Genomic DNA, 20,074 nt, shown 5'->3' on the forward strand with positions numbered 1-20,074 from the left:
ACGGGCAAATCCTCTTCACGACGACCTGGCGAAGGCGAGGGGACGACCAAGTTGCTGGGGGCCCAAGGTCGGTCATTGGACGAGGCGATCGCGGCGGACAAATCTGCTGCGCTGAAACTGGCGCCCGTTTCACGTGAAACCGAAGCTCGCCTCGATCGCTATGTCGCGCTGCTCTTGGAGTGGCAGGCCAAGACCAATCTCGTTGCGCCCTCGACGCTGCCGCATCTCTGGACCCGGCACATCGCCGATTCGCTTCAGCTCGTGTCGCTCGTTCCAGGCGCAAAGCGTTGGGCCGATCTCGGCAGCGGCGGAGGCTTTCCCGGCGTGGTCCTGGCTTGTGTGATGGCTGAGGCGCCGGGCGCGAGCGTTCACCTCGTCGAGCGAATCGCCAAGAAGGCCGCATTTTTGCGCGAAGCCATTCGCGTCACGGGATCGCCGGGGGTCGTACATCTCGCCGAGATCGGGGATAATGTGGATAGAATCACCGGCCCGGTCGATTGCGTCACCGCACGCGCGCTGGCTCCGCTACATCAACTCATCGGTTTTGCGGAGCCGCTGATGCGCCATGGTGCAAAAGCGCTATTCCTCAAAGGTCAAGATGTAGAGGCTGAATTGACCGAAGCCGCTAAATATTGGAATATTCAGCCTCGACTCCATCAAAGCCGCACGGGTGACGGCTGGATCGTGGAGCTCACCGCGGCCACGCGGCGCGGGTGAGGCGTCAAGGGGTGAGTGGGGGACAGGCATGGCCGTGATCGACGAACCGCAGCACGAACAGACCGACATTGTCCCGCCGGGCCATCCGCGGATCCTGGCGCTGGCGAATCAGAAGGGCGGCGTGGGAAAAACAACCACGGCGATCAATCTCGGCACGGCACTCGCAGCGATTGGCGAGCGTGTCCTGATCGTCGATCTCGACCCCCAGGGCAACGCCTCGACCGGTCTCGGCATCGACCGCCGTAACCGGAGCTGCTCGACCTATGACGTGCTGGTGGGCGAGGCCGCCTTGCGCGAAGCCGTTGTCGCGACCGCCGTGCCGCGGCTGCACATCGCGCCCTCCACCATGGATCTCTCCGGCCTCGAGCTCGAGCTCGGCACCACGCCCGGCCGCGCCTTCCGCCTGCGTGACGCGATTGCGTCGCTCAACAACAACGTCTCGCCGGATTCCGACTACACCTATGTGCTGATCGACTGTCCTCCCTCGCTCAACCTGCTCACGGTGAACGCGATGGCCGCATCGGACGCGATCCTGGTGCCGCTGCAATGCGAGTTCTTCGCGCTCGAAGGTCTGTCGCAACTCTTGCAGACGGTGGAGCAGGTGCGCTCGACGCTCAATCCGAACCTGTCGATCCACGGCATCGTGCTGACCATGTTCGACTCGCGCAACAATCTCTCGAACCAGGTTGTCGCCGATGTCCGGCAGTTCATGGGCGAGAAGGTCTACAAGACCATGATCCCGCGCAACGTGCGCATCTCCGAGGCGCCGTCCTACGGCAAGCCGGTGCTGGTCTACGATCTCAAATGCGTCGGCAGCGATGCATATTTGCGGCTCGCCACTGAGGTGATCCAGCGCGAGCGCGAGCTGCGCACGACGCATTGAATCCAACGACGTCATTCCGGACAATTCGCGGTACGCGAATTGATCCGGAATCTCGAGATTCGAAGTGAAACAATGTCGAGATTCCGGGTTCGCGCTTCGCGCGCCCCGGAATGACGAAGATAGGTAACAGGAGCGTTCGAGTGAATCCAAGGGAGCTGGCGATGGCCGACGAAGCGCGTTCGCGACTGGGCCGGGGTCTTGCGAGTCTGATCGGCGATGTCGGCGGCGAGGCCGCGCATGTCGAACGGCCGCGCGCGCAGCGCAAGGTGCCGATCGAGTTCATCAAGCCCAATCCGCGCAATCCGCGCCGGACCTTTTCGGAAGTCGAGCTCAAGGAGCTCTCTGATTCCATCAAGCAGCACGGCGTGATCCAGCCGATCGTGGTGCGTCCGGTGAAGGGCGCGCAGGACCGCTTCGAGATCATCGCCGGTGAGCGACGCTGGCGCGCCTCACAGATCGCGGGCCTGCACGAAGTGCCGATCGTGCCCGTCGACATCAGCGACAGCGATGCGTTGGAATTCGCGATCATCGAGAACGTGCAACGCGAAGACCTCAACCCGATGGAAGAGGCGCAGGGCTATCACGCGCTCGCCAACGAGTTCAAACGCAGCCAGGAAGACATCGCTAAGGTCGTCGGCAAGAGCCGCAGCCACGTCGCCAACATGATGCGGCTGACGAAACTGCCGGCCGAGGTGCAGGCGTTCATTGCGACCGGTCAGCTGACGGCGGGCCACGCCCGCGCGCTGATCGGCGTGCCCGATCCGCTGGCCGCGGCCAAGCGCATCGTCGAGGAAGGCCTCAACGTGCGCCAGGCTGAAGCGCTCGCGCATGAAGAGGGCGTGCCGGAGCGCAAGCCGCAGAAGGCACGCGCGGGCGGTAAGGAGAAGGACCCTGATACGCTCGACCTTGAGAAGCGCGTCAGCGACGCGCTCGGGCTCAAGGTCGTCGTCAACCACCGCGATCCCGGCGGCAGTGTCCAGATCAGCTATCGCAACCTCGATCAGCTCGACGAGGTGATGCGGCGGCTGGCGAAGGGCGTGCTCTAAAGCATGATCCGGCAAAGTGCACAGCGGTTTTCCGAAAAGACCATGCTCAAACAAAGAGCGATGACGATTCAATCTAAAGCCATGGCGCTTTAGACGCACCGACTCTCGATCACCGTCACCCTGAGGCGGCCGCTTCTTCAGCGGCCTCGAAGGGCGACGGCCCGGCTGCATCGGGGCCGTTCATCCTTCGAGGCTCTCCGCGCGCCGCGGTGCGGCGCGCAGCTCGCACCTCAGGATGACGGATGTGGCTATCCGGATTGCTTCGTCGCTTACGCACCTCGCAATGACGTGGGGAGAGGGTGGGGGCCTAGCCCCGCCGCTTCGCATTCGCGGCGATGGCCATCAGCGTGCGCTGGGCGATCGCGGCGGCGAGCGCCGGCTGTTTGCGCGTATCGAGGGCCGCAGTTGCAAGCTGCTCGATGATGCCGGAGAGGCGTGGCGCGCTGAAATTGCGCAGCGCCGTTTCGACCACGCCCTTGCGTGAAAAATGCAGCCGCGGAAAGCCGCCGTCGAGCACCGCCGTAACAGGCGTGCCCTCGGCAACCGCGAGCGCCGATTTGTGCAGCCACGCCGCCTGGCGCTGGGCCGCCGAGATGATCACGCCGGGATAGGTGCCGGCGATCATCGCTTTCGCGAATTCGCTCTCGACGATGTCGGGTCTGCCTGCAAAGGCGCCGTCGACGATCGGATCGAGCTTCAATTCGGAGGCATCGGCAACGACGGCCATGACGTCGTCGAGCGTGATCTCGCCTCTACCATGGGCGTAGAGCGTCAGCTTGCGCAGCTCGTTGCGCGAGGCCTGGCGGTCGCCGCCAAGGAACGACATCAGCGCCGCGCGCGCATCCTGGGCGATGCGCAAATTCGCGATCCTGAGCTCGTCGTCCATCAGCTTTGCGAGATCGCGTTCGGTGTCGGGATAGCAGCCGATGGCGACCGCCGTCTTGGCGCGCTCGCAGGCCTTGCGCAGCGGCGATTCCGGGCGCAGCTCACCGGCCTCGATCACGATGCGGCAATCCCTGACACTCATCTCGGCCAGCGTATCGACGCCGCTGGCAAAGCTGCGCGCGCCGGCGCGAATGCGGATCGCGCGGCGGCCGCCGAACAGCGGCACCGTCATGGCCTCATCGACCAGGCGCGACGGCTCGGCCGAGAGCTCATCGCCATCGAGCTTCACGAGCGAGAAGGGGTCATTGGGATCGTCGACGGCGGACGCGATCAGCGCGTCGGCGCGCTCGCGCACCAGGCCTGCATCGGGGCCGTAGAGCAGGATGATCGGGCGGCCGGCATCGGGCCGGGCGAGGAAGGAATCGATCTCTTTTCCGCGAAGCGCGACCATCTGGCCCAACTGTCATTCCGGGGCACGCGAAGCGTGAACCCGGAATCTCGATCCACAATCTCTGGATTCCGGGTTCGCGCGTTGCGCCCCGGAATGACGGGGGTGTTCTTAAGTGCCGGCGGTGAAGAACGAGGCCAGCCGGGTCGTGATGTTCTCGGCGATCTCGTTCGCGGCGCGATCCTCGGCGTCGCGATAGGCGCGCGTGCGGGCGAAGCGCTGGTAGGAGCCCGGCATGTCGTAGGACACGCGGGAGAAGGTCGTGCCCGTCATCACCGACTTGTTGGTCGCGATCTCGATCAGATTGTACTGGGCGTCGATGCCGTAGTTCTCGCTGCTCGGCAGGCCGGTATTGGGATCGACGATCAGCGATTGGCGGTTGGTCGAGAAGCGCAGCACCAGGCGGTGGGTCGGCGGCATGCCGGTCGCCGTGCCATAGAGCTTGAACGCTAGGGCGTTGCGGACCTCGACCCCGACGCGGGCCTCGCGCGAGGCGTTCGGCTTGTCGACCGGGGGAATGTCGACCCCCATCAGCTTTTCGCGCAGGCCGGGGGTGCCGTCGGTCCGTTCGGCATACATCGGCTGGAAGCAGCCAGCCGTCAGGGCCGCCAGGGCGGCGACCGCCACAAGACGGGCTGCGATGCGGATCCTAGCCGACAACATTCACGATCCTCTTGGGGACGATGATCACCTTGCGGACGGGCTTGCCGTCCAGGGCCAGTTTTACCGCATCGAGGGCCAAAACGGCAGCCTCGATTTCCGGATTCTGGGCCGCTGTTGCAACCGTGACCTCACCCCGCTTCTTGCCGTTGACCTGGACCACCAGGGTCACGGTGTCTTCAACCAGCAAATCGCGTTCGATTTGGGGCCATGCAGCCTCCGAAATGAGCCCCTGCTGGCCCAGCACCACCCAGCACTCCTCGGCCAGATGGGGCATCATGGGCGCAAACAGTTGGACAAGGATGATTGCGGCTTCCTTGACGGCCCAGGCGACGTCCGGCGCCGGCGTGCCACCCTTGCCGAGCACCTCGGCCAGTGCATTGGTGAATTCGCGGATATGGGCCAGGCAGACGTTGAAGTGCAGCCGCTCGATCCCGGACGAGACCTTGTCCAGCGCTCCATGGGCCGCCTTGCGCAGGGCCAATGCATCCGCGCCGAACGCGGCCGGCCGCGCTGCCGGCGCGCCCTTTGCCAGCTCGGCCGATTCGTTCACCAGGCGCCACAACCGTTGCACGAAGCGCGAGGCGCCCTGGACGCGCTCGTCGCTCCAGATCACGTCCCGATCGGGCGGTGAGTCCGACAGCATGAACCAGCGGGCAACGTCGGCACCGTAGGTCTCGATGATGTCATCGGGGTCGACCGTGTTCTTCTTCGACTTCGACATCTTCTCGATCGGGCCGATCGTGACGTCCTCGCCGGTCGCCATCAGCACAGCGCGCCGGCCATTCCCGCCGACTTCGATCTTGACCTCGGCCGGCTGCACCCAGCTGCCGTCGGCCTTCTGATAGGTCTCGTGCACCACCATGCCCTGGGTGAACATGCCGGCGAACGGCTCGCTCATGTCGACATGGCCGGTCGCCTTCATCGCGCGGGTGAAGAAGCGGCTGTAGAGCAGATGCAGAATCGCGTGCTCGACGCCGCCGATATACTGGTCGATCGGCAGCATCCGATTGGCGACTGCGGGTGTCGTCGGCGCCTTCTCGTTCCAGGGATCGGTGAAGCGCGCAAAATACCAGGACGAATCCACGAAGGTGTCCATGGTGTCGGTTTCGCGTTGCGCCTTGCCGCCGCATTTGGGGCAATTAACGTGCTTCCAGGTGGGATGATGGTCGAGCGCGTTGCCCGGCTTGTCGAAGCTCGCATCCTCCGGCAGCGTCACCGGCAGCTGATCGGCCGGCACCGGAACGACATCGCATTTCGGGCAGTGAATGATCGGGATCGGGCAGCCCCAATAGCGCTGGCGCGAAATGCCCCAGTCGCGCAGGCGGAAATTGACCTGCCGCTCGCCGACCGGCGCGTTGCCGCGCAGCTCGCTTTCCAGGCGTTTTGCGGTTTCTTCCTTCGCCTGCTCGATGGTCATGCCGTCGAGGAAGCGCGAATTGATCATGCGGCCGTCACCGTCATAGGCGGTGTCGGTGATGACGAACGATTTGGGATCCTGACCCTCGGGGCAGACGACGGGCGTATTGCCGAGATTGTATTTGTTGACAAAGTCGAGGTCGCGCTGGTCGTGCGCGGGGCAGCCGAAGATCGCACCGGTGCCGTATTCCATCAGCACGAAGTTGGCGACATAGACCGGCAGCTTCCAGCTCGGGTCGAACGGATGGATCGCCTTGATGCCGGTATCAAAGCCCTGCTTTTCGGCGGTGTCGATGATCTCCTGCGCGGTGCCGATCTTCTTGATCTCGGCGATGAACTCCGCAAGCTTCGGGTTCTTCGCGGCAGCCGCCTGCGCCAGCGGATGATCGGCCGAGATCGCCATGAACTTCGCGCCGAACAGCGTGTCCGGACGCGTCGTGAAAATCTTCAGCTCGCTCTCGCCAGCCGGGGTCGTTGCCGCGTCCAGGGCGAAGCGGATCAACAGGCCTTCCGAACGGCCGATCCAGTTGCGCTGCATCAGCCGCACCTTGTCGGGCCAGCGATCCAGACCGTCGAGCGCGTCCAGCAGCTCCTGCGAGTATTTCGTGATCTTGAAGACCCACTGGCTCATTTCCCGTTGTTCAACAACGGCGCCTGAACGCCAGCCGCGGCCGTCGATCACCTGCTCGTTGGCGAGCACGGTCATGTCGACCGGATCCCAGTTGAGCTTGCGCTTCTCGCGCTCGGCGAGGCCGGCGCGCAGCATGTCCAGAAACATCTTCTGCTGATGCTTGTAGTAGCTGGGGTCGCAGGTCGCGAATTCGCGTGACCAGTCGAGCGACAGTCCGATCGACTGCAGCTGCTTCTTCATCGCGGCAATGTTGTCGTAGGTCCACGCCTTCGGCGCCACCTTGCGCTCGATCGCAGCGTTCTCTGCCGGCAGGCCGAACGCATCCCAGCCCATCGGGTGCAGCACGTTGAACCCCTTGGCGCGCATGAAGCGGGCCAGCACGTCGCCGAGCGTGTAGTTCCGGACATGGCCGATATGGATGCGCCCGGACGGGTAGGGGAACATCTCGAGCACGTAGTATTTCGGCCGCGGATCGTCGTTCTTGGAGGCGAAGATCGCCTTCTGGTCCCACTGGCGTTGCCAGCGCGGTTCGGAATCGCGGGCGTTATAGCGTTCGGAGGTCATGGAATCGTTGGGGTTTTGTGTGCTTCGGCGGTCCTAAAGACGGCGGACTAGGCCATAAAAGCAGCTATGGGGTCAACGCCCGGGACCCCGAAAAAGACCGCAGGAGAGGCGGGGCAGGGGGGCGGTATCAGCCCGCCATTTCAGCCAGCATGGCCATTTCGGCATCGCCCTCGGTCAACGGCACGATGCCGTGCTCGGCGACGGTGTTCCGGCCGCGGTGCTTGGCGGCGTAAAGGGCGGCGTCGGCGGCCTCGATCAGGTCGCCGGGGCGTGAGGATTCGTTCGGCCGGGTGGCGGCGACGCCGATCGAGACGGTCACCAGCATGTGGCTCGAGGTGATGTGGGGCAGGGAGAGCTGCAGCACCGCCGCGCGCACCTTCTCGCCGATCTCGACGGCGCGCGTCAGGTCCGCATTCGGCAGCAACAGGCAGAACTCCTCGCCGCCATAGCGGGCCGCAAAGCCCATGGTGTCGGCGGCAATGCCGGACAGCGTCTCGCCGAGCCGGGTCAGGCAGGCATCACCCTCGAGATGTCCGTAGCTGTCGTTGTAGAGCTTGAAATGGTCGACGTCGATCATCAGCAGCGAAAGGTCGCTGCCGTACTGCTGTGCCCGCATCCATTCGAAGTCGAGGCGGCTCTGGAAGCCGCGCCGGTTGGCAAGACCCGACAGCATGTCGATCGACGCCATCACGGTGAGGCGATCGTTGCTGGCGACCAGCTCGCGCTCGCGCTGGCCGAGCTGTGCGGCCATGGCGTTGAAGGCGCGGGCCAGCGGTACGAACTCGGCCGGCAGGCGACTGCGCGCCGCGCGCGCCGAGAGGTCGCCCTCGCCAAAACGCTTGGCCATGTCGGCGAGCATTTCGATCGGCCTGATGACGAGCTTTTCGGCTGCGATCAGTGCACCCAGCAGAACGAACACGACGACGAAGCCGAGCTGGAGATAGGCGGTGCGGATGTCGCGGTTGACAGCCGCGGACACCTTGTCCTCATCGATGCTGGTGATGAGACGCGCATTGGTGCCGGCGATGCGGATGAAGCTGACGGCGCGCCTGGAGCCGTCGACCGCCATGAAGGAGAGCGAGCCTTCGTCCTGGTCGGACCGCAGCGCCATGTCTGCTATCGCCGACATCAGCGGCATGTTGTCGAGCGGCCGTCCGATCTCGCTGCGCTGATCGGCGGGTGCGGCAAGCACGGTGCCGGCACTGTCGACCAGAATCGCAGAAATGCCGGGGCGGCCGCCCAGATTGCCCATGACCTTCGACATCCAGTCGAGATTCACGGTCGCGAGCACGACGGCGCCGGATTCGCTGCCCATCGCGGAGACCGGATAGGCGGCCATGACAGTCGGGGTCTGCGCGGGGCGCGACAGCAGGAAATCGGACAGCACGAAGCGGCCGGTCTCCTGTGCCTGTTGGAAATAAGGCCGGTCGCCCAGGTCGAGGCCGACATACATGTTGTTGGTCGAGCACTGGATGCGTCCGTCCTGGCCGGCGATCAGCAGCGTGCGGATCCAGGGCAGGCTCGTCGGCAAGCTGGCGCGCAGCACGTCGCAACTGCGGCTGATGCCGCCGGCAGAGGCGCGGATGAAGGCTTCGGCTTTCAAGATGGTTTCGACCGACGAGATCACCTCGCGCTGCGCATCGGCGCTGTGGCGTGCAACGATCGTGAATTCGGCGGTGGCCTGCGCGATCTGCTTGACGCGCGCCTCTTCGAGCGAACGGACGCGCTCGAACATCAGCGGCGCGACCAGAATCACCGCCAGCAATGCCAGGCGTGCCCGGATCCCGAGAACCTGCTTGAGTTTCGCGCGTTTACGTTTGAGACTGACGTTTGCCATCTTCGCTACCCACCCCGCGCGCAAGGTAGCTCGAAGGGTTCAAAAAGCCTTTCTTGAACTCGGTAAAATTGGACCTACTTCCGTAAGATCACGGTCAATCGACGTCATGACACACGCAAACGCCTCGCCGCTAACCGCGGATTCACCAAACGCGCTCGCCGCTGTGGAGGCCGAGATTGCGCGCGCCTGCAAGGATGCGCGGCGCGATCGGGCCTCGGTGACGCTGATCGCCGTGTCCAAGACGTTTGCCGCCGACGCGATCACGCCCGTTATTGAAGCCGGGCAGCGCGTATTCGGCGAAAATCGCGTGCAGGAAGCCAGGAGCAAGTGGCCAGCGTTAACATCCGTTTACCCCGGCATCGCGCTGCACCTGATCGGGCCGCTGCAGTCCAACAAGGCCAAGGAGGCCGTGGCGCTGTTCGACGCCATCCATTCGGTCGACCGCCCCAGCATTTGCCAGGCGTTAGCCAAAGAAATCGAATCCCAGAAGAAGCACCCGCAGCTCTTCGTGCAGATCAACACCGGCGAAGAGCCGCAGAAGGCCGGCATTGCGCCCGGTGATGCGGATGCGTTCCTGGCGAGCTGCCGAGACACCTATGGGCTTCAGATTTCCGGGCTGATGTGCATCCCGCCGGTTGACGAGCCTCCGGCCGCGCATTTCGCGCTGACCGCGAAGATCGCCGCGCGCAACGGGCTGCAGAATTTGTCGATGGGCATGAGCGCGGATTTTGCGACAGCGATCGCGCTCGGCGCCACGCATGTGCGCGTGGGGTCCGCGATCTTCGGGCATCGCTAGTTGTGGTCGTCCTGGCTTTCGCCAGGACGACGGCGGAGAGCCTACGCGAATCTCACCGACACGTGTCCCAGCACGCCAAAATCCGCCGCAAAATGATCACCCGCCTGAATCGGCAATGGCGGATGGCATGTGCCTGTCGTTACCACCTCCCCGGCCCGCAACGTAATGCCAAGGCTGCGCAGCTCGTTGGCGAGCCACGCGAGTGCTGCGCGGGGATCGCCGAGCACGTTCTTGCCGTGACCGACGTAAGTCTGGCCGCGCAGGGTGATGTTCGGACGCTCTTCGACGAGATCCATCGCGCGCCAGTTCGCGGGCGTCGCTGCGCCAAGCACGAACAGATGCGCACAGGCATTGTCGGCGATCAACTGGGCCTCGCCGGCGCGGGCGAAATCGGCGAAACGCGAATCCGGAATCTCGATCGCGGGATGTAGTGTGCCGACGGCGGCGAGCACCTCGTCGACGCTGTACGGCGCGGGCCGCGGCGACAGGTCGTGCGCCATGCGGAAGGCGAATTCCGGCTCGCCGACCGCCATCGCGTTGCCGTTCATCGAAGCCATGCCGCCGTCGGCGATCACGGTATCGCCTAGAATGCGCCCGGCCATCGGGCCCGCGACGTTGATGTGCTTTTGCCCGGCCTCGCTGGTGGCTGCGATCTTCCAGCCGAACAGTTTTCCCGACGCATGCGATTCAAGCGCGGCCTGCACTGCATATCCTTCCGCGCGGCTGCGCGGACGCAGCGTGGCCTCGAGCTCGCCGAGCTTGGTGCCAGCGCGCCAGTGATCGAACAGGATTTTCGACGCCGCAGCGATGTCCTTGTCGCGCATGGTCCCTCACCCGATGATGATTTTTGTTCGCGGTCCCATCCGTCGCAAAAGTTGCAGCATCGCTCGTTTCGTCATCGAGACGCAGCCGGCCGTCGGGCCAAAATTGTCGCGCGCGAGATGCAGGAACACGGCGCTGCCGCGACCGGGAATGCGCGGCCGCGTGTTGTGGTCGATCTCGACGATGAAGTCATAGAGATGGTCGGCGCGCGTCAGCCGGTCGCCGCCCTGCTCCCGTTCCAGCCGGATCGGCTGGTTGTAGCGCCGGTCGGTGGGGTCCTCGCACCAGGCGTCCGCAGGGGTGATCGTGCGCACCGGCAGGAAGGTTTTGGGCCGGCTGTGACGGTCGCCGCGCCACCATAGCTGTCGCGGGCGAAAACTGCCCTTCGGGGTGCCCCCGTCACCCTCGCGCTTGTTGGCGCGGATGCCGCCGCGCCCCAGCGCGACCGGAATGACCAGCGGTCCGGCGGTCAGCCAGCCCCGCCGCGGGTTACCGGCGGCCGCCTTCACAGTGATCGCCGAGCGCGGTCCGGCGGTCGATTTTTTTGTGTAACCCACTGGCGCAGAATGTTTTTTCATATGAATATGGGATGTCGGGTTCATTACAGGACATTCATCAAAATGCCCTGCTAATCTGAGTTAGAGTGGTTCTGGCTTGTGAATCGGTAACAGCCCACTACTTCAACACGAACAACAATAAAATCAGCCGACCCTCAACTTACCATCGCGACTGGGCGCGGCATGCATGTGCGGCGCGCCCGACCCCAAAAGGATGACCCCATGGCCAATGCCCGCAAGATCCTGATCGTGGATGACGATTCCGATCTGCGCGATACGTTGGTGGAGCAATTGTCGCTGCACGAAGAGTTCGAAGCCTCCGCCGTCGACACCGGCGCCAAGGGCGCGAGCGCAGCCAAGGCCAATTCCCCCGATCTCGTCCTGATGGATGTCGGCCTGCCCGACACCGACGGCCGCGAGGTCGTGCGCTCCCTGCGCAAGGGTGGCTTCAAGGCCCCGATCATCATGCTGACCGGGCACGACACCGACTCCGACACCATTTTGGGCCTGGAATCCGGGGCCAACGACTATGTGGCCAAGCCCTTCCGCTTCGCCGTGCTGCTGGCCCGTATCCGCGCCCAGCTCCGCCAGCACGAGGCCAGCGAGGACGCGGTGTTCTCGGTCGGCCCCTACAGCTTCCGGCCCGGCTCAAAAATGCTGACGGCGGCCAATGCCCGCAAGGTGCGGCTGACGGAGAAGGAAACCGCCATCCTGCGGTTCCTCTACCGGGCCGGCCAGATGCCGGTCTCGCGCGAGACCCTGCTCCAGGAGGTCTGGGGCTACAATTCCGGCGTCACCACCCACACGCTGGAAACCCATATCTACCGCCTTCGCCAGAAGATCGAGAAGGACGCGGCCAACCCCGAGATCCTGGTAACCGAAGCCGGTGGCTACAAGCTGGTGCCGTGATACGCTTGAAGGACCTGCGATTCGTCCGTTTTCGCGGGCCTTTTGAGCCTCGGTCCTGAATGTCGATCGAAGACGATGTAGCGCTGCTCGAGCGTGTCCCGACACTGCGCTTGTTGGGAGACGCCTCGTTGCGCATGCTCGCGATCGGCTCCGAGCAGCGCGGCTTTGCGCGCGGCGACACTCTCTTCAACATGGGCGATGAGGCCGACGCCGGTTTCGTGGTTCAGCGCGGCGCCTTCCGCGTCGAGGACGGCGCCGGCGCCGAGATGATCGCGGGCCCCGCCACGCTGATCGGCGAGCTCGCGCTGGTGGTGCCGATGAAGCGGCCGTCGACGGCGATCGCGATCGAGCATTCCGCGGTGATCCGGATCGCGCGCAGCCTGTTTCAGCGCGTGCTGGAGAGCGACCCTGCCGCGGCGCGCCGCCTGCGTGACGAGTTCGCGGTCCGCGCCAGCCAGATCGCCAGCGACATCTTGATGGCCGGCGCGAAGCTGAGCATCTGATCAGACGTCCAGCGTCACCGTCACAGGCACATGGTCCGACGGCCGCTCCCAGCCGCGGGCATCGCGCAAGATCCTGAAATCGCTGACCGCGTCCTTCAGCGCGCGTGACACCCAGATGTGGTCGAGCCTGCGGCCGCGATCGCCGACGGTCCAGTCGGCGGCGCGGTAGCTCCACCAGGTATAGACTTTCTCCGACATCGGGATGCGCTCGCGTGCGACGTCGATCCATTCGCCGGCCGACAGCGCGGCCAAAAGTTTTTCGGTTTCGACGGGCGTGTGCGAGACCACCTTCAAAAGCTGCTTGTGCGACCAGACGTCGTTCTCATGCGGCGCGACGTTGAGATCGCCGACCAGGATGTGGCGATCCTCGCCCCGCGGATGCAGCGGCTCGCACGCCTTCATCTCGTCGAGGAAGCGGAGCTTGTGGTCGAACTTTTCGTTCAGCGCGGGATCGGGAATGTCGCCGCCGGCGGGCACGTAGAAATTATGCAGCACCACCGGCTTTGCGATGTTGGCCTTCTCGCCAAACGACACCGAGATGTGGCGGGAATCCACCTTGTCGCAGAAGGTTCGGATGTCCTTGTTCTCGAACGGCAGCTTCGAGACGATGGCGACGCCGTGATAGCCCTTCTGCCCGTTCAGCGCGACATGCTCATAGCCGAGCCGCTTGAAGCGCTTGAGCGGAAAGGCATCGTCGATGCACTTGGTCTCCTGCAGGCACAGCACGTCCGGCCGTGCGCTCTTCAGGAACTTGGCGACGAGATCGATGCGCAGCCGCACCGAGTTGATGTTCCAGGTTGTCAGGGAAAGACGCATGGGAGTTGCGTCTTAGCAAGCCGTTGTCGGGTGGGCAAAGGCGCAAAGTGCCGTGCCCACCGTTTCCCAAAGCGTTTTCGAGCGAAGTGGATACCGGTTTGCGTGAAGAAAACGCGTCAAACAAGAGTCTAGAGTCCCGTTCCGATTCCATCGGAACGGAAAAGGCTCTAGCCCGGCGGCACGCTGTAATTGGTGAAGTCGATCTTGAACATGCCGGGATCGAGCTTCTTGGTTGAATCCAGATTGTAGACCGCAAAAGTCGTGTCGTAGCCCTGCGGATCGGTCACGGTCCATTGCTTCAGCTGGCCGTCCTTGGCGCCGAACATCAGCAACAGCCGGCTGGTGCCGACCAGCGCCTGCTTCTCCTCGATGGTGACGCTGACGAACATGTCGTCCGCGGTGACGCCGATGACGTTGGTGTCCTTCATCAGGTCGATGCGGTCGGACAGCAGGAAGCGCAGTGGGGTCTGCGACAGCGGATAGACGTCCTGGGTCGCAAGCTTGCGGTCGCGTACCACCAGTGACGAGCCGTCGGCGATGATATCGATCGGGTTCGGCGGATCGTATTCGACGCGCATCTTGCCGGGCTTCTGGATGTAGAAATCGCCCTGGGTCTTGTTGCCGTCGGGACCGACCTGCACGAAATTTCCGACCAGCGTCTGCATCGACGACAGATAGGCGCTCGCCTTGGCGGCCTGCGCCTTCTGGGTCGCATCGAAGGTCTGGAAGATGCTGCTGGGCACGTTGCGGCGCGGATCGGGGATGATCGGATTGGGCGGCGCTTGCGTAGCACCGGTAGTTGCCGGACCCCTCAGCGTATCGGCAGACCCGCCGTCGCGGCCCTTCGGCGCCGGCTTCGGAACGGGTACGGACTGCGCATATGACGTCGCCGTGAGCAGGGACGCGGTGATGAGAAGCGCGCCTCCAACGCGCGCGCCTCGCGCAGCAAAGGAAGCGGCAAACGGAATTTTCGGAGTTCTGATCAACGCGTCGTCCTGTGTGGCTAGGCGCCCTTTTAGCGTGATTTCGGTCAAAAGCGGATATCGTTTTTGCGTGAAAATCTCATTCCGAGGCAGGCCCAAGACTTAAGATTTAAGGGCCCCCCTGCCTCACATATGGCTGTCTTCTTCCTCGACCAGAATCTCGCGTTTGCCGGCGTGGTTGGCGGGGCCGACGATGCCTTCCAGTTCCATGCGCTCCATCAGCGAGGCGGCACGGTTGTAGCCGATCTGGAGCCGGCGCTGGATGTAGCTGGTGGAGGCCTTGCGATCGCGTTTGACGATCGCAACCGCCTGCGCGAACAGGTCGCCGCCGCCGTCCGCGCCCATGCCGGTCGCATCGAACACCGCGCCGTCTTCGCCCTCCGCAGGCTCTTCCGCGGTGACCGCTTCGAGATATTCCGGCTGCCCCTGCGTCTTCAGATGGCGCACCACCTTCTCGACTTCCTCGTCCGACGCAAACGGGCCGTGCACGCGGCTGATGCGGCCGCCGCCGGCCATGTAGAGCATGTCGCCCTGGCCGAGCAGTTGCTCGGCGCCCATCTCGCCCAGGATCGTGCGGCTGTCGATCTTCGAGGTGACCTGGAAGGCGATGCGGGTCGGGAAGTTCGCCTTGATCGTGCCGGTGATGACGTCGACCGACGGACGCTGCGTCGCGAGGATCACGTGCAGGCCGGCGGCGCGCGCCATCTGCGCGAGGCGTTGCACCGCGCCCTCGATGTCCTTGCCCGCGACCATCATGAGGTCGGCCATTTCGTCGACGATGATGACGATGTAGGGCAGCGGATCGAGTGAGAGCTTCTCTTCCTCGTAGATCGCCTTGCCGGTCTCCTTGTCGAAGCCGGTGTGCACCGTGCGCGTCGGTTCTTCGCCCTTGGCCTTCAATTCGACCAGGCGCGTATTGTAGCCGTCGATGTTGCGCACACCGAGCTTGGCCATGTTCTTGTAGCGCTCTTCCATCTCGCGCACGGCCCATTTCAGCGCGACCACCGCCTTCTTCGGATCGGTCACGACGGGCGTGAGGAGATGCGGAATGCCGTCATAGACGGAGAGTTCGAGCATCTTCGGGTCGACCATGATCAGGCGGCACTGATCGGGACGCAGCCGGTAGACCAGGCTGAGGATCATGGTGTTGATGGCGACCGATTTGCCGGAGCCGGTGGTGCCCGCGATCAGCATGTGCGGCGTGCGCGCAAGGTCGATGATGACGGGGTCGCCGCCAATGGTCTTGCCGAGGCACAGCGGCAGTTTCGCCACCGTGTCGGTGGCTTCCTTGGCGACCAGCAGCTCGCGCAGATAGACTTTTTCGCGATGTGCGTTCGGCAATTCGATGCCAATGGCGTTGCGGCCGGGCACGACAGCGACGCGTGCCGACAGCGCGCTCATCGAGCGGGCGATGTCGTCGGCAAGGCCGATCACGCGCGAGGATTTGATGCCGGGCGCAGGCTCCAGCTCGTACAGCGTGACGACCGGGCCCGGATTGGCCTTCACGACCTCGCCACGTACGCCGAAATCCCCGAGCACGCCTTCGAGCGAGCGCGAGTTGGCTTCCAGCTCGGCCTTGCTGAGCGGCTGGCGATCGCCGGCCTTGGGCGCGGCCAGCACGGAGACGGACGGAAGCTCGAACTTGTCGGAGTTTTTCTTGGAAGCCGCCTTCGGTGCAGCCTTCTTGCGCGGCGCGCGTGCGGCGGGTGCCTCCTCTTCCTCCTCCTCGTCGACTTCCTCCTCTTCCTCCTCGTAGTCCTCGCCTTCACCGTGCGGCGAAATCGGAGGAGCTTTTCGGCCGCCCAGAGAGGGCTCCTGGCGGTCGAAGGAAACTGCGCGAGGTTTTGCTCCGCTCGACACCAGCGAGCGATAGGCGGCACCACACAGCCAGACCAGCCGCGCCTTGGTGCTCATCAGGGCGTGGAACAGCCAGCCGAGCGACACTGAACCGCGATCCTCGCCCTCTTCCTCGAACGGCGTATCGTCGTCCTCGATCGGCGTCAGCTCCTCGTCATGCTCGCGTGCGCCGAAGCCGCAGGCGATCAGGAAGGTCGCAGCCATCGCAACGAAGAGCAACGCGCCGAGGATCAGGCGATAGATCGTGCCGGCGGGCCCGAAGATCACGGCCGGCGCGCGCACCAGCGCATCGCCGACGACGCCACCGAGCCCGGTCGGCAGCGGCCATGCGCCGCCATGCGGCCAGCAACTGGCAAAGCCGGCGGCGATTACCGTGCAGAGAATCCAGGAGCCGAGCCGCAGCGCCTCGCGATCGAACGGACGGTGGGTCAGCATGCGCCAGCCCCACACCGCGACGGTGAGGATCAACATGATCGCGCCGAGGCCAAGGATCTGCATCGACAAATCGGCGCCGATCGCGCCGGGATAGCCGAGGATGTTGCGGATCGGGCGCGAGGTCGCGTGGCTGAGACTGGGATCCTGCACCGACCAGGTCATCAACGCGGCAGACGCAATGCCCGTCAGTCCGATCAGGCCGAGACCGGCGAGCTCGCGCACGCGCCGCGTCAGCGCCTCGCGGATGGAGGGCGGCAGGTGGCCGACCAGGGGGATGACGCGTTCGATTGCCGACATGCTCATGGGCCCGCCTAACCCAGAGTTTCGACCAGCCGGTGCAGCGCCTGCGCCGTGGTCTCACTATCCTGCACCAGCGCCAGGCGAATATAGCCGGCACCGGGATTGAAACCGTCGGGCTGAACCCGCGCCAGATAGGAGCCGGGCACCACGCGTACGCCGGCCTCCCTAAAGAGCTTGAGGGTCACGGACACGTCGTCGCCGATCTCGGACGTGTTGAGCCAGACGCAGAAGCCGGCGTCGGGCCGGCGATAGCCGTAACGATTGCCGATGATCTGGTCGGCGAGATCGAATTTGATCCGGTAGAGCCTGCGGTTCTCCTCGACATGCGCCTCGTCGCCGTAGGCAACGGTTGCGACATGCTGGAGCGGTACCGGCACCTGGGGCGCTGCGATATTGCGCAGCTCGAGGAACATGCCGATGAACCTCTTGTCGCCGGCGGCGAAGCCGACGCGCAGGCCCGGCAGGTTGGAACGCTTCGACAGCGATTGGAACGCAGCCACGCGGGTGAAGTCGGGACCGGCGCATTCAAGCGCACTGCCCGGCGCTTCGCGCGTGTAGATCTCGGAATAGCACTCGTCGCTGAGGGTCATGAAATTGTAGCGATCGGCGAGTTGCTTCAACCGCTTGAAATAGTCAGGCTTGGCGACCGAGCCCTGCGGATTGGCGGGAGAGGCCAGGTAGAACGCGACCGTGCGCGCCAGCGTCGCTTCGTCGATGGCGTCGAGATCGGGCAGGAAGCCGTTTTCGACTGTTGTCGGCAGATAGATCGGCTCGCAGGCCGCAGCGCCGGCACCGGCGCCATACACCGGGTAGAACGGGTTCGGCATCAGGATGGCGGGCTTGCCGGGACGCGGGCCGACATAGCGGGCTGCCGCGATCGCGGCGAGGAACAGTCCCTCGCGACTGCCATTGAGGACGAGAATCTCGCTCTTGGGGTCGAGTGGCCGCGGCAGCTTGAAGCGCGACGATAACCAGGCGCTCGCTGCGTTGCGGAACGGCTCGGTGCCCTGGTTCATCGGGTAACGGCCGAAATCGGCGATGTGCTTGGCGAGCTCCGGGCCGACGAAATCCGGTACCGGATGCTGAGGTTCGCCGACTGCGAGCGAAATCAATGGCTTACCGGGCTGATGCGGCGCCAGCAGCTCGTTCAGCCGAACGAAGGGCGAGCGTGCGTTGTCGGAGCTTCCACCAGCCAGCGGCGCACGGGATGAAGCGGTCATAGCCATTCTGGGCGCCAGCACTCTTGGAACAGCCGGTCGCGCGGGAGCGCCGGCGGGAAATGGTTCAGTTCACCATAGATAGGGCGAGGTTAAGACGCGATTAACCATCGGCCGGCCCGTCCGTCCAGCACCGAATAATTCGGCCGATAACAACGGGATGCGCGGGGCGCCCGGTTCAGTCCAGGGCATTTTAGGCAAGCCCCTCGCGTATCGTTAACTGCCCCGGCCAAGTTCATTTTCGCCTCAGCGATTCGCGCATCCCGCCGGTGCTATGGCTGCGCGCCAGTAACGGGGCGGGTTCGTGACCATTCATATTTCCACGCATGGCGATGTTTTGCGCCACGCCGGCAAGCGCGCGGCGATTGCCGCGGGCATGACCATCCTGATGACGGCGACGACGTTGCTGCTGCATCTCGGCACCGATTTCAGTGCGACCGTGACGGTCGGCTACATCATCGGCTTCGGCCTCTGCATTGCGACCCTGATCTCCGCCATGGTGTCCGGCGCGCTCAGCTATCGCTCGGCGCTGTTGATGCAGGAGCTCACCCTCACCCGCAGCGAGCTGTCGCGCATTTCCCAGACCGACCAGTTGACCGGCCTGTTCAATCGGCGCGGCTTTGACGATGCGGCCGTGCTCGCGCTGACCTCGGCGCGCAAGCGCAGCGTGCCCGTCACCGTGTTCCTGTGCGACATCGACCATTTCAAATCGATCAACGACCGGTTCGGTCACGAGTCCGGCGACAAGGTTTTGGTCGAAGTGGCCGACGTGCTGCGGCAGCTCGCAAGGCGTGAGGGCGTCCTTGTCGCCCGTTATGGCGGGGAGGAATTCGCTGGTCTCCTGGTCGGAGTTACGCGTGACCAGGCCGAGCAATATGCCGAGCAGGTGCGCACGACCTGCGCCGCGCGCGAAATTCCGATCGGTGAGAATCTCGAGCGCGTCACCATCAGCCTGGGCTTCACGGTGTCCTGCGCCGATGCGGAGCTGTCCGAACTGATGCGGATCGCCGACCGCGCGCTCTACGCCGCCAAGCACCGCGGCCGCGATCGCGTGGTCCAGGCGGACGACCACTCGCTCGCGGCGTGATTTTTCTTAGGGCCTTAGCTATTTCCCCAGCGTCATGCCCGGGCATAGCCGTCCGAAGGACGGCGTCGCTTCCGCTCGCCTATGTCCCGGGCATCCACGTTCTTGGTACGGCTGTGAAGGTCGTGGATGGCCGGGACAAGCCCGGCCATGACGAGCTGCGTGCTCCGCCCGCGTTACCGCCCCGGTAGCTTCTCGAAAGTCGCTATCTCCGCGGGGATCTGGTGAAACGCCTGCTTGTCGCAGGTGTAGATCGCCATCTGCGGCTGGAACTGCGACGGCTCATCCAGCGTGCCGACCTTCACCACCACCGCGGGCAGGCCCGGAACTTTTGTCACCAGATGCGTGCCGCATTGGGCGCAGAACTCGCGCGTCACGGCGCGCTCAAGGTCCTTGCGCGTAAATTGCTTGGGTTGCCCGGTGATGTAGGTGAAGCCGCCTGCCGGCATCGCGATGAACGTGTTGGGCGCGCCGCCCGTGATGTACTGGCATTCGCGGCAATGGCATTGCGCCTGCATCATCGGATCGCCCTCGGCGATATAGCGCACCTCGCCGCAGTAGCATCCACCTTCCAAACGCATGACGACCTCCCGTTGTTGTCTTCTTGGCGCAGCTTTTTCTTCTGAGCATGATCCCTTCGGAAAACCGCTGCACACTTTTCCGGATCATGCTCCATTTCTGCGCCGGCGGCCGCGCTTGGCAAGC

At 64.4% G+C, this 20,074-nt stretch carries 18 protein-coding genes; 7 read left to right on the forward strand and 11 right to left on the reverse strand.

Annotation, left to right across the window (positions count from 1 at the left end; all coding sequences use genetic code 11):
• The first annotated feature begins 75 nt into the window (after positions 1-75).
• From rsmG to JQ632_RS15160, 3 genes are all read left to right on the forward strand, one after another.
• Complete coding sequence (gene rsmG / locus JQ632_RS15150) at positions 76-717, forward strand: 16S rRNA (guanine(527)-N(7))-methyltransferase RsmG (RefSeq protein WP_249152008.1); 642 nt, start codon at positions 76-78, stop codon at positions 715-717.
• A 28-nt stretch (positions 718-745) separates the two neighbouring features.
• Positions 746-1,600 (forward strand): ParA family protein, encoded by an 855-nt coding sequence (locus JQ632_RS15155; RefSeq protein WP_212403282.1) that lies wholly within the window; start codon positions 746-748, stop codon positions 1,598-1,600.
• A gap of 161 nt (positions 1,601-1,761) precedes the next feature.
• Positions 1,762-2,646: a ParB/RepB/Spo0J family partition protein gene (locus JQ632_RS15160; RefSeq protein WP_212403284.1), complete on the forward strand. Its 885-nt coding sequence runs from the start codon at positions 1,762-1,764 to the stop codon at positions 2,644-2,646.
• A 307-nt stretch (positions 2,647-2,953) separates the two neighbouring features.
• On the opposite strand, the gene holA is transcribed toward JQ632_RS15160, so the two are convergent.
• From holA to JQ632_RS15180, 4 genes are all read right to left on the reverse strand, one after another.
• Positions 2,954-3,982 carry a DNA polymerase III subunit delta gene (holA, locus tag JQ632_RS15165; RefSeq protein ID WP_212403286.1) on the reverse strand — a complete coding sequence of 343 codons (1,029 nt, stop codon included), beginning with the start codon at positions 3,980-3,982 and terminating at the stop codon, positions 2,954-2,956.
• Between the two features lie 108 nt (positions 3,983-4,090).
• Positions 4,091-4,642: an LPS assembly lipoprotein LptE gene (lptE, locus tag JQ632_RS15170; RefSeq protein WP_212403288.1), complete on the reverse strand. Its 552-nt coding sequence runs from the start codon at positions 4,640-4,642 to the stop codon at positions 4,091-4,093.
• On the reverse strand, positions 4,629-7,253 hold the full coding sequence (gene leuS, locus JQ632_RS15175) for a leucine--tRNA ligase (RefSeq protein WP_212403290.1): 2,625 nt from the start codon (positions 7,251-7,253) through the stop codon (positions 4,629-4,631). The genes lptE and leuS overlap by 14 nt, the downstream gene beginning before the upstream one ends.
• A gap of 127 nt (positions 7,254-7,380) precedes the next feature.
• Positions 7,381-9,090 carry a diguanylate cyclase domain-containing protein gene (locus JQ632_RS15180; RefSeq protein ID WP_212403292.1) on the reverse strand — a complete coding sequence of 570 codons (1,710 nt, stop codon included), beginning with the start codon at positions 9,088-9,090 and terminating at the stop codon, positions 7,381-7,383.
• Between the two features lie 106 nt (positions 9,091-9,196).
• On the opposite strand from JQ632_RS15180, the gene JQ632_RS15185 reads away from it, so the two are divergent.
• Positions 9,197-9,886 (forward strand): YggS family pyridoxal phosphate-dependent enzyme, encoded by a 690-nt coding sequence (locus JQ632_RS15185; RefSeq protein WP_212403474.1) that lies wholly within the window; start codon positions 9,197-9,199, stop codon positions 9,884-9,886.
• A 41-nt stretch (positions 9,887-9,927) separates the two neighbouring features.
• On the opposite strand, the gene JQ632_RS15190 is transcribed toward JQ632_RS15185, so the two are convergent.
• Together JQ632_RS15190 and JQ632_RS15195 are read right to left on the reverse strand one after the other, a co-directional pair.
• A complete protein-coding gene (locus tag JQ632_RS15190) occupies positions 9,928-10,710 on the reverse strand; it encodes a 2-keto-4-pentenoate hydratase (RefSeq protein WP_212403294.1) in 783 nt (260 codons plus the stop codon).
• Positions 10,711-10,716: 6 nt separating this feature from the next.
• Entirely contained in the window at positions 10,717-11,286 is a 570-nt protein-coding gene (locus JQ632_RS15195) for a L,D-transpeptidase (protein ID WP_249152010.1), read from the reverse strand.
• Positions 11,287-11,487: 201 nt separating this feature from the next.
• Between JQ632_RS15195 and JQ632_RS15200 the strand changes: the two genes are divergently transcribed.
• Both JQ632_RS15200 and JQ632_RS15205 read left to right on the forward strand, forming a co-directional pair.
• Positions 11,488-12,174, forward strand: coding sequence for a response regulator transcription factor (locus JQ632_RS15200; RefSeq protein ID WP_027525091.1), 687 nt, complete (start codon positions 11,488-11,490; stop codon positions 12,172-12,174).
• Between the two features lie 59 nt (positions 12,175-12,233).
• Positions 12,234-12,677 (forward strand): cyclic nucleotide-binding domain-containing protein, encoded by a 444-nt coding sequence (locus JQ632_RS15205; protein ID WP_212403298.1) that lies wholly within the window; start codon positions 12,234-12,236, stop codon positions 12,675-12,677.
• On the opposite strand, the gene xth is transcribed toward JQ632_RS15205, so the two are convergent.
• The 4 genes from xth to JQ632_RS15225 all read right to left on the reverse strand — a co-directional run bounded on the left by xth (position 12,678) and on the right by JQ632_RS15225 (position 18,294).
• Positions 12,678-13,493 carry an exodeoxyribonuclease III gene (xth, locus tag JQ632_RS15210; RefSeq protein WP_212403299.1) on the reverse strand — a complete coding sequence of 272 codons (816 nt, stop codon included), beginning with the start codon at positions 13,491-13,493 and terminating at the stop codon, positions 12,678-12,680.
• Positions 13,494-13,660: 167 nt separating this feature from the next.
• Positions 13,661-14,479, reverse strand: coding sequence for an outer membrane lipoprotein carrier protein LolA (locus JQ632_RS15215; RefSeq protein ID WP_212403301.1), 819 nt, complete (start codon positions 14,477-14,479; stop codon positions 13,661-13,663).
• A 123-nt stretch (positions 14,480-14,602) separates the two neighbouring features.
• A complete protein-coding gene (locus JQ632_RS15220; protein ID WP_212403303.1) occupies positions 14,603-17,071 on the reverse strand; it encodes a DNA translocase FtsK in 2,469 nt (822 codons plus the stop codon).
• Between the two features lie 8 nt (positions 17,072-17,079).
• Positions 17,080-18,294 (reverse strand): aminotransferase class I/II-fold pyridoxal phosphate-dependent enzyme, encoded by a 1,215-nt coding sequence (locus JQ632_RS15225; protein WP_212403305.1) that lies wholly within the window; start codon positions 18,292-18,294, stop codon positions 17,080-17,082.
• A 295-nt stretch (positions 18,295-18,589) separates the two neighbouring features.
• Between JQ632_RS15225 and JQ632_RS15230 the strand changes: the two genes are divergently transcribed.
• A complete protein-coding gene (locus JQ632_RS15230) occupies positions 18,590-19,372 on the forward strand; it encodes a GGDEF domain-containing protein (RefSeq protein WP_312015611.1) in 783 nt (260 codons plus the stop codon).
• Between the two features lie 173 nt (positions 19,373-19,545).
• Here JQ632_RS15230 and JQ632_RS15235 read toward each other — a convergent pair whose 3' ends face one another.
• A complete protein-coding gene (locus tag JQ632_RS15235) occupies positions 19,546-19,950 on the reverse strand; it encodes a GFA family protein (protein WP_212403307.1) in 405 nt (134 codons plus the stop codon).
• Positions 19,951-20,074 lie beyond the last annotated feature (124 nt).

Origin of the sequence: Bradyrhizobium liaoningense (assembly GCF_018130955.1) — a bacterium.
GTDB classification, from domain to species: domain Bacteria; phylum Pseudomonadota; class Alphaproteobacteria; order Rhizobiales; family Xanthobacteraceae; genus Bradyrhizobium; species Bradyrhizobium liaoningense_C.

Coding starts and splice junctions, on each gene's coding strand:
- JQ632_RS15155 (WP_212403282.1), top strand. CDS start 746: ATGGCCGTGATCGACGAACCGCAGCACGAACAGACCGACATTGTCCCG.
- JQ632_RS15160 (WP_212403284.1), top strand. CDS start 1,762: ATGGCCGACGAAGCGCGTTCGCGACTGGGCCGGGGTCTTGCGAGTCTG.
- holA (WP_212403286.1), bottom strand. CDS start 3,982: ATGGTCGCGCTTCGCGGAAAAGAGATCGATTCCTTCCTCGCCCGGCCC.
- lptE (WP_212403288.1), bottom strand. CDS start 4,642: ATGTTGTCGGCTAGGATCCGCATCGCAGCCCGTCTTGTGGCGGTCGCC.
- leuS (WP_212403290.1), bottom strand. CDS start 7,253: ATGACCTCCGAACGCTATAACGCCCGCGATTCCGAACCGCGCTGGCAA.
- JQ632_RS15180 (WP_212403292.1), bottom strand. CDS start 9,090: ATGGCAAACGTCAGTCTCAAACGTAAACGCGCGAAACTCAAGCAGGTT.
- JQ632_RS15185 (WP_212403474.1), top strand. CDS start 9,197: ATGACACACGCAAACGCCTCGCCGCTAACCGCGGATTCACCAAACGCG.
- JQ632_RS15190 (WP_212403294.1), bottom strand. CDS start 10,710: ATGCGCGACAAGGACATCGCTGCGGCGTCGAAAATCCTGTTCGATCAC.
- JQ632_RS15195 (WP_249152010.1), bottom strand. CDS start 11,286: ATGAAAAAACATTCTGCGCCAGTGGGTTACACAAAAAAATCGACCGCC.
- JQ632_RS15200 (WP_027525091.1), top strand. CDS start 11,488: ATGGCCAATGCCCGCAAGATCCTGATCGTGGATGACGATTCCGATCTG.
- JQ632_RS15205 (WP_212403298.1), top strand. CDS start 12,234: ATGTCGATCGAAGACGATGTAGCGCTGCTCGAGCGTGTCCCGACACTG.
- xth (WP_212403299.1), bottom strand. CDS start 13,493: ATGCGTCTTTCCCTGACAACCTGGAACATCAACTCGGTGCGGCTGCGC.
- JQ632_RS15220 (WP_212403303.1), bottom strand. CDS start 17,071: ATGAGCATGTCGGCAATCGAACGCGTCATCCCCCTGGTCGGCCACCTG.
- JQ632_RS15225 (WP_212403305.1), bottom strand. CDS start 18,294: ATGGCTATGACCGCTTCATCCCGTGCGCCGCTGGCTGGTGGAAGCTCC.
- JQ632_RS15235 (WP_212403307.1), bottom strand. CDS start 19,950: ATGCGTTTGGAAGGTGGATGCTACTGCGGCGAGGTGCGCTATATCGCC.